Raw genomic sequence first — 14,240 nt, forward strand, 5'->3', positions numbered from 1 at the left:
GATTTAAGGCTGCAATTAATAAAAGCAATTTGTAATGTAATTATTTATTAATTATTCTAAAGAATTGATTTCGTAAATCGGGCTCGGAAAAACATCCATCATACTCAATAGTTGTAGTAAAACTATCTTTGTCTTTTATACCTCTTGAAGACACACATAGGTGTTTGGCGGTAATCATAACAATAACATCTTTGGTATCTAAAATTTCTCGGAGATCTTTTAAGATTTGTAATGATAAACGTTCTTGCACCTGTGGACGATGTGAGTAATAATCGACTAAACGGTTAATTTTAGACAAACCAATAACTTTATCTTTTGGTATGTATGCAATATGTGCGTGCCCGGTTATGGGTAAAAAATGATGCTCGCAAGATGAATCTATAGTGATATTTTGTTCAATAAGCATTTTCTTGTATTCATACTTATTATCAAAAACCGAAAGCTTCGGTTTGTTTTTTGGGTTTAAACCGTAAAACAATTCTTTTACATACATTTTTGCGAAACGGTATGGCGTACCGGATAAACTATCATCGGTTAAATCTAAACCTAGCTCTTCCATGATTTTGGCAAAATGATGCTGAATGTTTTCTATTTTTTCATCATCGCTTTTAGCAAAAGCATCAGTTCTTAACGGGGTTTCTATGCTTGAGGAAAAGTGGTTATCCCCTACTATCTCTATTTGTTCTTTATTCTTCATGTATACAACAATTATCCGTAGCGCATTTACAATGATTTCTATTATACAAATGCAATGTAACTAATGCAATAGCAGGAATATAAATAGCAAATTCTGGTATTGGGAAAAGGTCTAATTTTTCATTTAGAATTATTACCGCCAGTACAGACCAACTTAACCAAAGCATTGGTTTTATCCATTTTACTGTTGTGTTTTTTGTTGACCAAAATATGGCAAGAAATGAAATAGCCAAGAACACGTAATCTAAAGATTTCCACCACACAGGCGGACCACTGTAAAAGGTTGCTGCGCTAGCTTGAGCCAGAAATAGAAATGGAGTGGCAATACAATGAATAAGACATAAGGAACTGGCAAAAGTTCCTAAAATGTCAGATTTTTGTTTAATTAATAGCATTGATGTTATTGTTAATACAACTGAGTTGCAAATGTAATCATAATATTTGTTAATGCAACAAAGTTGCGTTATATTTGTTTTATGGGAGTAATTAGAAAAACAAAGGCTGTTGAGGTTTTACTTAATGAGTTTAGCACAGGCTCAGTGGCCATTTCTGCAAAAACTTTAATTGAGCAGTTAGGAGATACGTTCAATAAAACCACTATTTATCGTGTATTGGATAAGTTGGAAGATGATGGAGTTCTACACTCCTTTTTAGGGAAAGATGGATTAAAATGGTATGCAAAATGCAACGGCTGTACCTCTAAAGAACATAAAGATGTTCATCCACATTTTCAATGTTTACAATGTGGTAAGGTAGATTGTTTGCCCGTACATGTATCACTTCCCGAAATTCCAAACAGAAAAATAGAGATATCACAATTATTGATACAAGGTAAGTGCGAAGCATGTTTTGTTTAAATTAATTTGCGGTCACGGATATGGTGAGCCGTTTGTCAATAATTAGTACAGTCTTGACAGGTATAAACCTAAGAAGATTATAAGGAACAAAAGGCTAGAAGAAATTCTAGCCTTCTACTTTTGTGGTAAACACTGGTTTAACAGGATATTTTAAGCACCTGTTTTTACAGATAAATGTAATGAATAAGAGAGATTTCAATGTCTTGTTTCAACATTTGAAGACCTTTTTAAACCGTTCAACCGAATTAATTTTTCATTTTGAGACAATAGGATACTTTTCCCTCTTTAAACTCGAAAAGTATGAAGCTCGAACTAGTTATTGTAGATGACTCTCATCTTTGGTTGTCCTTGGCTGAAAAGTTGGCTACAACCCACCCTTTAGTAGGTAAGATAACCACTTTTGAAGATTCTTATGATGCATGGGTACATATACAAATCAACAAACCTCAGTTTGTAATTTCAGATATAGAAATGCCTGGTATGAACGGACTCTCATTTTTAGAAATGTTCAGTGATAGATTACCATTTATATCTACCTCAACCAAACAAGAATTTGAAGTAGTGGCAAAAGAGCTTGGTTGTATAGATTTTGTAGCAAAACCTTTTACAAAATCAGATATTCATAATGCAATTGATGAGGTTTATAGCCACATGTTTGGCGAAAAAGTAAGTAATTATAAATAGGTTGTCGTGTAACTATAAATATCTGGTTATACCTGTTTTTTGCAGAAGATTCTATACAAGTACTTGTTTGTAACAATTGTATTTGAACTTGACAAAGATTCTTCAAAGATTGAGTTGTATGTAATTAATTTATTTGTAGTGCGTTATAGAATTTCTAAAATTCTTAAACCATTAACAAATGAATTTCAAAACTTTATCATTAGTAGCATTATTTTTAATACTATCAAATTTATCAGCACAACACAAAGGTACAGTGACCTTTAAAAATGGAGATGTTAAAGAGGGTATAGTAGAAAATAAGGGTAGTAAGATTCTATTTACAGCAGAAGGTTCAGAAACTGCTAAAATTGCACATGAAGAAATTGAGCATATAAAGACAGGTGACATTGAATATTTTAGAACCTCCGCAAAATCTAAAAAATTAGAGGAATATCAAGTTATGGTTTATGGCAGTACGATGCTTTTGGCCAAAAATATTCAAACCAATTATGGTAGTATACAAACTGATTACGATACCTATTATGTACAAAGTGGAAACTTAACCGCTAGTCAAACAAAACAAGTATCAAGAAGAGTTGTAAGAGGACCAAGTACCAGAGGTACTATTATTAAATACTTCATTAAAAAGTCAGGTTCGGATCTTGAACAGGTATATAGGCTAGTTGTCGGCGATGTAGACTGGATAGGATACAAGAAAAAGGTGAAGAAGCAAATAGGAGACTGCAAAGCACTCATAGATAAAATGAACAATGGGGACTTTAAAGATGATGAATATGGTAAAGGAGCAGAATTAGCAGCTATTGTCCTGTATTATAATCAAAACTGTAGTAAGTAATTAAATACGCTCCTTGAGCATTGTCAAAATAGTCAACCATGAATATATCAAAGCCTATAGTAATCTATAGGCTTTTATTTTTATAGTATATTGCATCTTAAGCTATAAAGGCTGTTAAATATAGTAGTACGGATTATTATAGATAAAGGAATTAATTTAGATCAATGGGGCAAGAACCATCTATTTGTGAAGAGCAGGTTTACAATCAAGTGTATAGAACCCATGCAGAAAGTTTACGTAATTACTTGTATTACAAATTTGGGGATATGCAACGTGCAGAGGATATTGTGCATGATTCATTCGTGAAATTGTGGTCTAAATGTGGTGCCGTACTTTACGATAAGGTAGCTGGTTTTTTATATAAAATGGCAAGAAACCTTATGATAGATACGCTCCGTAATAAAAAAGTAGCATTAAAATTTGAAAGGGGTTTAGTGCTTGAACAAGAGAATGAAGATCCTTATTTTAAACTTAGAACCAAAGAGTTTAGGTTAAAGCTTGAAACTGTTATATCTAATCTGCCAGAAAAGCAAAGAGAAGCTTTTTTAATGAACAGGATAGATAAATTAACCTATAAAGAAATTGCATTAAGATTAGAAGTTAGTGAAACAGCAATTGAGAAACGCATTTCAAAAGCATTGATAAAATTGAACAATATTTCAGAAATTAAAGATTTTTCAATTTAACGGGTTGGTTAAATAGTTTTTCAAACGTATTACTGGTATGAGCAAGCATTTAGAAGATAATAATTTAATTGCCCGTTGGATCGATGATCGTTTAAGTGACGAGGAGAAAGAACAACTGAAAGCATCGGGTGAATTAGATGCGCTCAAAACGGTTATAGATGATATTGATACTTGGAAAGTTAAACCATTTAATGCAAATGCGGGTTTGTCCAGATTAAAAGAAGCGAATGCTACGGTTGTACCGATCAAAAAATCTACAAATAAAAATTGGTTGGGTATTGCCGCAGGTTTGGCCGTACTATTTACATGTAGCATCGTTTGGTATTTTATGTCTACTGGGGCAACTACCATCACAACCGAAATTGCAGAAAATAAAACAATAGACTTGCCATTGGGTTCTCAGGTAGCAATTGATGCTGGTTCTAGTATTACGTATAATGAAAACAAATGGGAAGAAAGTAGGCTTGTTACACTTAAAGGGCAAGCTTACTTTAAGGTGACCAGTGGGTCACCATTTGTGGTCAATACACCTACAGCACAAGTTTCGGTTTTAGGAACACAATTCAATATCAATACACAAAACGATCAATTTAAAGTGTATTGTTATGAAGGTAAAATAAAAGTTTCATACCAAGAAAATGACAAAATAATAACCATGGGTCAAAGCGTAACACTGCATAATGGAGAACTCCAATTAACAACCCATCAATTGTCTCGTCCAGATTGGATGAGCGGTATTAGCAATTACGAAAAAACACCGCTAAAGAATGTAATTGCTGATGTTAAACGATATTATAATGTGGAAATAGATCTTCCCAAAGCTTATGAGTCATTACAATTTACAGGAACAATAGAACATAAAGATTTGCAACATACCCTTACCACTATTTTTACCACTATGGAGATTGAATACCGGATTAAAGACCGTAATAAGGTTATTTTTGAATAACATTGAATCAGTTAAAACCTAGTATGATAAGTTATAAACAGAAAAAGAGTGCAATAATAACGGTTCTCCTTAGTATTTTCTTCTGTATATTTTATCATCATTCAACATATTCACAAAATGAACCTGCTTTAAAGTTGGTTGATCGTTTAGAGCAACTCAAAGATGTTTACAATGTAGATTTTACTTATAACCATACCCTTTTAGCCCCAGTAGTTCTACCCTCTAATTTTAAATGTGATAATTTAATTCATTGCATAAATGCTATTAAAGAAATAGCTCCTGTCAAATTTGTAGAGAACGGGACCAATTCCTTTATGATTATTCCAGTTAGGCAAAATGTAACATTTACGGTAGTAGATTCAGAAACTGAAGAATTTGTAAGTAATGTTACTATTCGGATAAATTCTGGAGAAGAACGGTTTTTATACCCTATAAAATCTACTTATACCATTAAGAATTTATTTCCATTAGATTCCGTTCATATCCATTCGGCTTTTTATAATACCATACATATGAAAGCTATGGATTTAAATGAACTAAAATCTCCATTGCGACTACAACACGCAATGATTCATTTAAATGAGGTTCAGATAACAGATTATTTGACCAGGGGGGTCAACGCTAAAATTAGCGATAATACGTTTCAAATAAACATGGAATCTTTGGGTTTGCTTGCGGGTGAAACGGACGGAGATGTTTTTAATGTAGTTAAGAATATACCTGGTGTACACACCCCTAGCGGTAAGCCAGGTAGTTTAAATTTTAGGGGCAATACCTTTGATCAGTCCCTTATTGAAATTGATGATATCCCAATATACCATAATGGACATTTTTTTGGAGCTATCGCACCGTATAACCCAACTACTATAAGTGAAATTGAGATTCAAAGAAATACGCTTTCTGCCAAATGGGGAGGTCGTGTTGGCGGACTTATTCACATGACCACAAAAAACAAGGTGCCAGATTCAACTTCATATACCGTTCAAGCGAATACGGTTTATGCTGGCGCAACGGCAGAAGTACCTTTGGTAAAAGATAAACTTGCGCTTTATGTGGCTGGTAGATCAAACTACCCAGGAGTTAACTCACCTAAATTAAGGGCTTTTTCAAATTTAAATTTTCAAGGCAGCCGCTTAGAATCTGTTACCAACGATGTAAATAGTGATTATTTTAAAGTTGGCTTTTATGATATAAATTCAAAATTGATTTATGATATCAATGAGAATCATAAAGCAACAATTAGTTATATAAATATACAGAATAGATTGTCTGCAGTTTTAGAGGATTCGGATGATAAAGATAACAGGGATTTCAGGGATTTATATTTGGATAATTGGGGAATGACTATAAAATGGGAAGGTACATTTTTGGACAGATTAAGTGCACAGGCAAGAGTAAGTACATCGTCATTGTATATTGATAATAAAAGTGAGGGCTTTTCTGCAGATGTACGCTCAAGTTTTGAAAAATATTCCAATACAATAAACGATACTCGGTTTATTAGTGAAGTTCAGCTACAGTTGAACGAGAATACTACTTTAGAAACGGGGTACACCCTTACCGATTATAATTTACGGTTTGATCAGCGAAATGATGAAAATAGTGTTGACAGTCGTAGGGATCAAAATGCATTGACCCATAGTACTTTCATTTCATACAATAAAAACTGGAATGATAAAGTGACGGCCAATTTAGGCATGCATGCAGACTATTTTGAACCCAATAAAAGATTTTATGCGGATCCCAGATTATCAGTAAATATAAGTCTTAGTGATGCATTGTATTTAAAAACATCTGCCGGTCGTTCACATCAATTTATTCAAAAAAAACTACGTGACGATTTTGATGATTTTAATGATCAATCTCAATTTTGGTATCTGCCAGATGCAACTACATCCGTTTTAGAGGGCTACCAAGCCATGATAGGAGCTTTATACAATAGATCGGGCTGGCTGTTTGATGTAGAATTGTACAGTAGAAATACGAAAAACGTAACCGTGCAAACTAATACCAGTATACTTGAAGAAGGAAAGTTAACAAGTGTTGGGGCTGATCTATTTATAAAAAAGCGTTGGAATAATTTTGAATCGTTATTCAGTTATTCATTAAGTGAGGTAGATACCGAATTTGATACCGATTCACCCATTTTTTTTGACCAACGCCATATCTTACACGTTACGGGTTTATGGCACTTAGATCCTTTTAATTTGGCGGTGACCTGGGGTTACTTTTCAGGTATGCCGGTAGTTGTTCCAGATTTTGATGAAGATGGCAATACCTCACAAAATAGTTTGGATATAGCGTATACAGAACGTTTTCCAAGTATGCATCAATTTGATGTTTCTGCCACGTATGGCTTTACGAACACTAAGAAAAGTTGGAAAGGAATTGTGGGCTTGTCAATCGTTAATTTATTTGATCAGGACAATATTGTCAATATTTTTCAAAATGAACCACCAGTAGATGAACCTTATCGTAAAACTATTGGTTTTGCCCCCAACCTACAGTTCAGCATACATTTTTAATAACTAATTATACTTCAAATACTACTTGGGTTTTTCCATTAATTAGGTAGTAAATCAATAGATTTTATTTTTTTTTCAAAAAGAGGGTTGGGTATATGTACTACCTCAGCGTATTAAGGGAAAGGCACAAAAGGCCTTCAGTTAAACATTAACCTTTAATACAGAAATTTATGAGAAATTATAATTTAAGATGGGTGTTGATTATCCTATCGGTGATCCTACTACAGGCTTGTGCAAAAGATGAGTTAGACGTACTTGAAATTAGTGAAACGGACACAGATGATTTTGAAACAGTGGCCCAAGACTCTTTGACCGCTAGAAGGCAAAATAACCGTAACAATGGCTTGAACCCATCTGAGGAGACTGTGCAATTAATTGTGGATTGGAATGATCTTTGGCTGGTTTTGGATAGATATACTGATGGCTTAAGACCTAATACTACAGCAAGAGCTTTAGCCTACATTCATTTGGCCGGGTACGAAACTGCCGTAGCGGATATGGATGGTTATGGATCTACACAAGGTCAATTACAGGGCTTTAATCTTGATTTAGATGAAAGAGCAAATAACGTAGATAGAAATTTGGCACTTAACACATGTTATGCCTTGGTAATGGACCATTTTATGTTCAGTGTTTCCAATAATGCAAAAACGGGTATTGCAACTTTAGAGGATGAGTTGGCAGATGAACTAACGGAAGAACTTTCACAAGAAGAAATTGAGAATTCCATAGCATGGGGGACTTTGGTCGCAGAAAGTGTAATTGCCTATAGCCAAACCGATACCGAAGCAGAATCTCAACAGTTAGATCCTAATCCTGCATCATATGTAGCACCTGTTGGTGAAGGCTTATGGGCGGCATCTGAAGGAGAAAGTGCGTGGTTTCCTTATTGGAACAGGGTAAGAACATTTGTGATCAGTCCGGAACAGACCTCTAGCACACCGCCGCCATTTTCCCACAACACTAATAGAAATAGTGGCTATTATGAGCAAATGGAAGAAGTTGAGATTTCTGCTACAACCGCTAGGTTATCAGATAACGAAGATCTTTGGATAGCCGAATTTTGGTCAGATGATGTAGAAGGGTTAATGATGAGTCCTCCTGGTAGGCAGTTTTCCATTGCCAATCAATTAATTGAACAGGAAGACTTGGATTTTGAACAAGCATTGGAGTTGTTGCTGAAGCTTGGTTTTGCAACTAATGATGCTGCGGTTTCTGCTTGGGATGATAAATACACCTATAATTCAGAAAGACCAAGTAGATTTATTCTGGAGTACATCAACGATGATTTTCAAACAAATTTAGCACGATTCATTTCCAGCCCCAATCCAGCTTTTCCGGCTTACCCGTCAGGGCATGCTACATTTGCAGCGGCGGCATCGGGAGTTTTTATAGACATATTTGGGGGAGACGCCATTAACTTTACCGATAGAACCCATGCCGGAAGATCAGATTTTGATGGCACCCCTAGAAGGTTCAGTTCTTTTACGGAAATGGCCGAAGAAAATGGATATTCTAGGATACCATTGGGTGTACATATACAAGCTGATAGCGATGAAGGCGCTCGTTTAGGTTATGAGATTTCAGCCGCAGTGAACAACTTTAGTTTATCCCCTAATTTTTAATTCTTAACCCTTGGATTGTAGAAGTTTCGCCAGTAATGGCGAAGCTTTTGCAATACCATATTTCTACCGTTACCCTACCCTAATTTATTTGACCTCCATGACAGAAAACTACTTTTTAATTTTTATCAATCTTTTAAAAAACAATGTAATATGAAAAAGTGTTTTGTCCCAATTTGCTTACTAGTGATTATTTTAAGTTCGTGTAGTAAAGATGAGTATATAGATATAACCGAAGAAGAACAACTATTGGTCAATGATGAAAATAATGATACGGTTGTTGATGATAATGAAGAAAATACTAATGACCTTACCATTGATTCATCTATATTAGCCTTGCCGATTCTCCTTTCAATTATGCCAATATACTTTTGCCAGATTTTTTCTTGGATAATGATGTTAGAAATGAAGATAATACCCCTAACAATAACGAAATAACAGATAACGGAGCAACTTTAGGCAGGGTGTTGTTCTATGATACTAATTTATCTAGGAACAATACTATTTCTTGCGCGTCTTGCCATATTCAAGAACATGGTTTTTCTGATCCTACTGCCTTAAGTACAGGGTTTAATGGTGAATTAACTTCAAGAAATTCAATGGGGCTGGCAAATGCCAGGTTTTATGAAAATGGAAGATTTTTTTGGGATGAAAGAGCGGCTAGTCTAGAAGAGCAAACATTGGTTCCAATTCAAGACCTTTTGGAAATGGGACTAACTTTGCCTGAATTGGAAGCAAAACTGTCGGTCGTAGATTATTATGAAGCTTTATTCACTAATGCCTTCGGTGATGACAATGTTACCAGTGAGCGTATAGCATTGGCATTATCTCAATTTATACGTTCTATGGTTTCATATGAATCTAAATTTGATGAAGGTTTGGCACAAGTAAACGATATAGATGACAACTTTCCAAATTTTACAAATTCAGAAAATAGAGGTAAGCAACTTTTTATGAGCAACCAGACCAGATGTTTTGATTGTCATGCTACCAATGTTTTTGTGGGTGATGCTGCTAGAAACAACGGGCTAGATGCTACTATTACAGATCCGGGCGTGGGCGGTATAACCGGTAATAATAATGATTTGGGTGAATTTAAAGTGCCATCTTTAAGAAACATTGCTTTAACAGGACCTTACATGCACGATGGTAGATTTGAAACTCTTGAAGAGGTTATTGAGCATTACAATAGCGGTGTACAGAACAACCCAAATTTGGATAATAGACTTACGCAAGGTAATAACGTTCGCCGATTGAACTTATCCGATAATGACAAACAAGCATTAGTTGATTTTCTACATACCTTGACCGATACAGAGTTTATCATTGATGAGAAATATGCCGATCCGTTTATAGAGGATTAACCATTCATTTATTTCAATAGGTTTATAATTCAAATTAATATAATTAGTTAAAAAATCTTTTAAGCTAAGCTGTATTATTGGTTTGATGTAAATTTGGCGTTCAATTTAAAAAAAGCTCAATACTAAAACTCTTATTCTACCTCTTTTATACGCACTCTAGCAAGTGTTAAGCGTAATATTTATTAGGTTTTTAAGAAAAATTGGGTTTAATGATTAGAATGAAATTTACTTGATCTAATACATAAAAAATGAATTATGAAGTATAAAATGTTAATAGCTGTGTTGGCAATTTTTAGCACAACGGCATATGGGCAATGGCAAGTCTCGGCAAGTTCTGGTTATGCCGTTGGAAGTGCAGGTATGAAATTGGGAGAACGAATTACGACAACGGAAACAGAAAACTCATATGGCAGTTATGGAGAAGGCACAAACTTTCAACTTAGAGGCACCTATTTTTTTGACGACTCTTTCGGTTTTGATCTTGGAGTAGGTTATTTGCATGGTGCTGACCAGGATATTTCTGTTGTTAGTCTACCGGATACAGAAGTGAATGCTGTTGCAAGGGCAAGGGCATTTGGTGCTTCCGCATCTGTGGTATATAAATTTACCAATAATATATATGGACGTTTTGGAGCATTATTAAAATTGGGAGGTAAAACGGAAGGTGTCATTTATCAAAAATCTGTTTTTTCTGAAGCCGAAGCCGAGGCTTTTGGTGTACCGGAAGGCTCTTATTCCGAAACGAACTATAAAGAGGATTTTCATGGACATTTTCCTTTAGGGTTCGTGGGAGCTCTTGGATATAAATATGATTTAGATGATAATTTTAGCCTGTTTGTAGAAGCTGAATATTACGGTATTAGTTTAAAGCGTAAAGATTCTGAAATATCCGAATTCAATACAGATGTAAAACTACCTGATGGTACTGTAGCGGTTAGTGGGCTATATACCATTGATAATTTGCCAGAAGGTGTAGATAGAACTACTACGTACGTAGATAACCTCTCGAATACCAATACTGATACTTCTAAAGAACTGTCCCAAAAAGTACCATACTCTTCTTTTGGATTAAATATTGGTATTACTTACAAATTTAATAAAGCAACGAATTAAGTTTTCATTATTAATCTTCTACAAAAAAAGAACCCCCTGTTTATCTTAAACAGGGGGTTCTTAGCAAATAACTCAAAATGAAAATAAACGTATTAGGGGGAATACGTTTATATGGAAGGTTTTATTTTAACAAACCAAGTATACCTTCCAATTCGGTTAAATTAAGGCTAGCGTTATTATCAGTGTCCAATACATCAAAATTTTCAGAAACTTCGCCAATAGCTTCAGTTGAGCTAATAGCTTGATCATTGTTGGTATCCAATAGGCTAAATAAGCTCGCCACCTGCTGTACCGTAGAATTAGAACTTAGTGAGCTTAATAATGTAGCAGCATCGGACATAGATGAGGTGTTCATGTTCTTTACACTGTTACAACTGGTTATTGAAGCAATAATGATAAACGTTGCAATTACTTTTTTCATGGTTATGTGTTTTAATATTTATGTGTTACAAAAGTATATTTACCTCTTAGTAAGTGAAAACAATATATACCAATAGTGTAATTATTACTACGTATCTATAGAATCAATAGATGAAAAATTTTGTAATACTTAATTGTTGGCATCGGCCTTAAACCAAATATTAATGGAGACTTCTTCTGGTCGCTGATCTTGTGGTGGTGTTCCTTGAGAACCTCCTCTACCTCCACCGCCAGGACCACCACCTTGACCACCTCTGCCACCTCCAGGTCCACCACCTTGACCTCCAGCACCAAAACTAACATTTGAGCCCACAGTTTTTGTTTCTGATTTAGTTTTTGGAGTCACAATACCAATGGATAATTTGGATAGTTTGGTGTTATTATCAGCAATGCTATTTTTTGGTATTTTTAAGTGATAATGAAGTTCTTTTGAAGCTTCGTCAAAGTTGTAGTTTATGGTAACACCTAGATTGTTTAGGTCTAAATGAAATTCTTCTTCATGGTCAAAATTAATAAAGCGTGCCGTTCTGGGCATTTCTTCCAATAGCTTGTTCATGTCCGGTCCTTTCCGCTCTTGTTCATCCGTTTTTTTACGAGTATTGCTATCTCTTTCATTTCGTTCTGGACGTTCTGGCGGAGTAATATTGATTGGATATTGAATGGAAACATTTTTCTTCTTTTTTCCTTTAACATCAAAATACACGTAAAAGCCCTGGTGCAACATAGACATCATAGTAGCTTGGTCTGCTGTACTTAATTGGACCATAATATGTTCTGCGTCTATAATGCTTTGATAAGTAATATTATCCTCTGTATTTTGAGCTTGCCCAATTGCCCAACCAAATAACAATAATAGCGTAGTATATATTTTCATTTTTTTGATCTTAGTAATTTTGGAATGGTAAACCTATTGATAAAACAAAGACTTAAGAGGAATTTTAAGTGTATGCCATAAGATTTAAAGCGAATGCCTGAACCTTTACCGGTTACATATTTGAACAATGCTAGTTGCTTATATTTCATCATGTAGATGAATTTTAAAAATAGAAAAGCTCCAATATTGCTATTGGAGCCCTTCGTCATCAATCAATCAATCAAAAAAACTATCTTTAATTATAGACCTAATGCGGTTATTGCATCGTCGTCTTTTGTAAATGCATACGCACGCCACGGTCTATTGTAATTTGTAAATCTCCACAGCACATCTCCGTCGCTATTAACTTCCCAAATAGCACCTGTGCCTTCGCAGATAAGGGTGTTGCCATTGCTCATTCTAACCCCACTGCCTAAACCATTACTATATAAATCGGTATCTGTGAATTCCCATATTAATTCAGGCTCATTATCTTGACCGGCTACCAGTTCATAAGGCGGACTCAATTGGTATTCTGCTACTGCAGACTGGTTATCGTATTTGTTATTTACAAATACCAACATCTTATTATCATCAAAAAGATTAGGATAATGTACCCTGTTCATGGTAACATCACCAACATTGTCATAAGTAAGGGGGTTTCCAAAACGGTAAACCAGGTCACCACCTAAATTATAGTTTCCGCCGGTATTGGTGGCAGCCTCTTCTGTTGAGGTGCTATGATCAATAACCCAAACCTCGCTATAAAAGTTAACGGTCATGTATAAAAGGTCGTTCGTTTCATCTAGGGTTATACCGTTTACATGCATAATGTCACCATCAGTTTGATCATTATTATAATTGATGTCAATAAGGTTGGGAACATCGGCCACGACACCAAAGTTCAATTTGCTTTCATCATAATCTTGAACAATATGGTCTGTAGCATGCCACTCCCAAACTATTTCTTGGGTTAAAGGATTCATTTCAATAATAGCTTCAGGGTAAATATTAAAATTACCCGAAAATCCCATCTCGGCAGCATCTGCAGCACTTACTTCTTCCCATACGGGAAATATGATATTTCCGTTCGATAAGTAATTTACATCATGATGTGAGATGTAGGTACTAGTAGAATAGTCCACTTCCCATTCAATGGATTGGTCTGCGTTTATTTTTCTAAATCCGCCACCATAACCACCAAAGGTTATCTGTGGATTATCAGCTTTTATCGTAGCTACCAAGCTGCCATCAGATTGAAGCATGGCATCATTACCCAATTGGTCACCATTGAAATCCCAATCAAATAAAGTATTACCATCATGATCAATTAAATATACCCCATTGTCTGGTGCAACGGCTAAAATATAGGAGTCACTGTCCACAGTACTACTTGCCTCATTGGTGTCGCTAGTATCATCTGTTGTTTCTTCTTCGGTGATTGAAACATCATCGGAATCATTACTGCAAGAGGTTAAGAAAAGCAGGCATACAAATAATGCAGTTGTTCCTAAGTTAAGATTCATTTTTCTCATCGATTTTAATTTTTAGGGTTGTTATACGGTTTAAGCATCTAAGTAGGTATAGATACCAGTCTCCGTTTAGATTTTAAATGTAGTTCGAAGTTTAAATGAGA

Annotated in this window: 15 protein-coding genes; 10 read left to right on the forward strand and 5 right to left on the reverse strand. The window is 35.0% G+C overall.

Going from position 1 to position 14,240, the window contains the following annotated elements; genetic code table 11:
- Nucleotides 1-40: 40 nt before the first annotated feature.
- Nucleotides 41-697 carry a GTP cyclohydrolase I FolE gene (gene folE / locus VBZ51_RS11165; protein ID WP_416576973.1) on the reverse strand — a complete coding sequence of 219 codons (657 nt, stop codon included), beginning with the start codon at nt 695-697 and terminating at the stop codon, nt 41-43.
- The gene (locus VBZ51_RS11170; protein ID WP_416576974.1) at nt 687-1,091 is read right to left on the reverse strand and encodes a MerC domain-containing protein; all 405 of its coding nucleotides are present in this window, start codon (nt 1,089-1,091) and stop codon (nt 687-689) included. The genes folE and VBZ51_RS11170 overlap by 11 nt, the downstream gene beginning before the upstream one ends.
- An 81-nt stretch (nt 1,092-1,172) precedes the next feature.
- On the opposite strand from VBZ51_RS11170, the gene VBZ51_RS11175 reads away from it, so the two are divergent.
- The 10 genes from VBZ51_RS11175 (at nt 1,173) to VBZ51_RS11220 (ending at nt 11,331) form a co-directional block, all read left to right on the forward strand.
- Entirely contained in the window at nt 1,173-1,553 is a 381-nt protein-coding gene (locus VBZ51_RS11175) for a Fur family transcriptional regulator (RefSeq protein WP_058102808.1), read from the forward strand.
- A gap of 300 nt (nt 1,554-1,853) precedes the next feature.
- A complete protein-coding gene (locus VBZ51_RS11180) occupies nt 1,854-2,237 on the forward strand; it encodes a response regulator (protein WP_099192917.1) in 384 nt (127 codons plus the stop codon).
- Between the two features lie 178 nt (nt 2,238-2,415).
- Entirely contained in the window at nt 2,416-3,072 is a 657-nt protein-coding gene (locus VBZ51_RS11185; RefSeq protein WP_416576975.1) for a hypothetical protein, read from the forward strand.
- Nucleotides 3,073-3,236: 164 nt separating this feature from the next.
- Nucleotides 3,237-3,758 (forward strand): RNA polymerase sigma factor, encoded by a 522-nt coding sequence (locus VBZ51_RS11190; protein WP_416576976.1) that lies wholly within the window; start codon nt 3,237-3,239, stop codon nt 3,756-3,758.
- Between the two features lie 37 nt (nt 3,759-3,795).
- Complete coding sequence (locus VBZ51_RS11195) at nt 3,796-4,707, forward strand: FecR family protein (protein ID WP_416576977.1); 912 nt, start codon at nt 3,796-3,798, stop codon at nt 4,705-4,707.
- A gap of 23 nt (nt 4,708-4,730) precedes the next feature.
- On the forward strand, nt 4,731-7,232 hold the full coding sequence (locus tag VBZ51_RS11200) for a TonB-dependent receptor plug domain-containing protein (protein WP_416576978.1): 2,502 nt from the start codon (nt 4,731-4,733) through the stop codon (nt 7,230-7,232).
- Nucleotides 7,233-7,402: 170 nt separating this feature from the next.
- Complete coding sequence (locus VBZ51_RS11205) at nt 7,403-8,857, forward strand: vanadium-dependent haloperoxidase (RefSeq protein ID WP_416576979.1); 1,455 nt, start codon at nt 7,403-7,405, stop codon at nt 8,855-8,857.
- A gap of 150 nt (nt 8,858-9,007) precedes the next feature.
- The gene (locus VBZ51_RS11210) at nt 9,008-9,292 is read left to right on the forward strand and encodes a hypothetical protein (RefSeq protein WP_416576980.1); all 285 of its coding nucleotides are present in this window, start codon (nt 9,008-9,010) and stop codon (nt 9,290-9,292) included.
- Nucleotides 9,226-10,218 carry a cytochrome-c peroxidase gene (locus VBZ51_RS11215; protein WP_416576981.1) on the forward strand — a complete coding sequence of 331 codons (993 nt, stop codon included), beginning with the start codon at nt 9,226-9,228 and terminating at the stop codon, nt 10,216-10,218. The genes VBZ51_RS11210 and VBZ51_RS11215 overlap by 67 nt, the downstream gene beginning before the upstream one ends.
- A gap of 255 nt (nt 10,219-10,473) precedes the next feature.
- Nucleotides 10,474-11,331 carry an outer membrane beta-barrel protein gene (locus VBZ51_RS11220; RefSeq protein ID WP_210707115.1) on the forward strand — a complete coding sequence of 286 codons (858 nt, stop codon included), beginning with the start codon at nt 10,474-10,476 and terminating at the stop codon, nt 11,329-11,331.
- Between the two features lie 121 nt (nt 11,332-11,452).
- Here VBZ51_RS11220 and VBZ51_RS11225 read toward each other — a convergent pair whose 3' ends face one another.
- From VBZ51_RS11225 to VBZ51_RS11235, 3 genes are all read right to left on the reverse strand, one after another.
- Nucleotides 11,453-11,752, reverse strand: a complete 300-nt coding sequence (locus VBZ51_RS11225) for a hypothetical protein (protein WP_058102799.1) — start codon at nt 11,750-11,752, stop codon at nt 11,453-11,455.
- A gap of 129 nt (nt 11,753-11,881) precedes the next feature.
- On the reverse strand, nt 11,882-12,625 hold the full coding sequence (locus tag VBZ51_RS11230) for a hypothetical protein (protein WP_416576982.1): 744 nt from the start codon (nt 12,623-12,625) through the stop codon (nt 11,882-11,884).
- Between the two features lie 239 nt (nt 12,626-12,864).
- Nucleotides 12,865-14,130 (reverse strand): arylsulfotransferase family protein, encoded by a 1,266-nt coding sequence (locus tag VBZ51_RS11235; protein ID WP_416576983.1) that lies wholly within the window; start codon nt 14,128-14,130, stop codon nt 12,865-12,867.
- Between the last annotated feature and the right edge of the window lie 110 nt (nt 14,131-14,240).

The organism is Maribacter sp. HS, from assembly GCF_048059195.1.
GTDB classification, from domain to species: domain Bacteria; phylum Bacteroidota; class Bacteroidia; order Flavobacteriales; family Flavobacteriaceae; genus Maribacter; species Maribacter dokdonensis.

What these genes read in the sequence shown, in the direction of transcription:
- VBZ51_RS11190 (WP_416576976.1), top strand. Translation starts at nt 3,237, where the DNA reads ATGGGGCAAGAACCATCTATTTGTGAAGAGCAGGTTTACAATCAAGTG.
- VBZ51_RS11220 (WP_210707115.1), top strand. Translation starts at nt 10,474, where the DNA reads ATGAAGTATAAAATGTTAATAGCTGTGTTGGCAATTTTTAGCACAACG.
- VBZ51_RS11205 (WP_416576979.1), top strand. Translation starts at nt 7,403, where the DNA reads ATGAGAAATTATAATTTAAGATGGGTGTTGATTATCCTATCGGTGATC.
- VBZ51_RS11195 (WP_416576977.1), top strand. Translation starts at nt 3,796, where the DNA reads ATGAGCAAGCATTTAGAAGATAATAATTTAATTGCCCGTTGGATCGAT.
- folE (WP_416576973.1), bottom strand. Translation starts at nt 697, where the DNA reads ATGAAGAATAAAGAACAAATAGAGATAGTAGGGGATAACCACTTTTCC.
- VBZ51_RS11230 (WP_416576982.1), bottom strand. Translation starts at nt 12,625, where the DNA reads ATGAAAATATATACTACGCTATTATTGTTATTTGGTTGGGCAATTGGG.
- VBZ51_RS11175 (WP_058102808.1), top strand. Translation starts at nt 1,173, where the DNA reads ATGGGAGTAATTAGAAAAACAAAGGCTGTTGAGGTTTTACTTAATGAG.
- VBZ51_RS11180 (WP_099192917.1), top strand. Translation starts at nt 1,854, where the DNA reads ATGAAGCTCGAACTAGTTATTGTAGATGACTCTCATCTTTGGTTGTCC.
- VBZ51_RS11210 (WP_416576980.1), top strand. Translation starts at nt 9,008, where the DNA reads ATGAAAAAGTGTTTTGTCCCAATTTGCTTACTAGTGATTATTTTAAGT.
- VBZ51_RS11225 (WP_058102799.1), bottom strand. Translation starts at nt 11,752, where the DNA reads ATGAAAAAAGTAATTGCAACGTTTATCATTATTGCTTCAATAACCAGT.
- VBZ51_RS11185 (WP_416576975.1), top strand. Translation starts at nt 2,416, where the DNA reads ATGAATTTCAAAACTTTATCATTAGTAGCATTATTTTTAATACTATCA.
- VBZ51_RS11235 (WP_416576983.1), bottom strand. Translation starts at nt 14,130, where the DNA reads ATGAATCTTAACTTAGGAACAACTGCATTATTTGTATGCCTGCTTTTC.
- VBZ51_RS11200 (WP_416576978.1), top strand. Translation starts at nt 4,731, where the DNA reads ATGATAAGTTATAAACAGAAAAAGAGTGCAATAATAACGGTTCTCCTT.
- VBZ51_RS11170 (WP_416576974.1), bottom strand. Translation starts at nt 1,091, where the DNA reads ATGCTATTAATTAAACAAAAATCTGACATTTTAGGAACTTTTGCCAGT.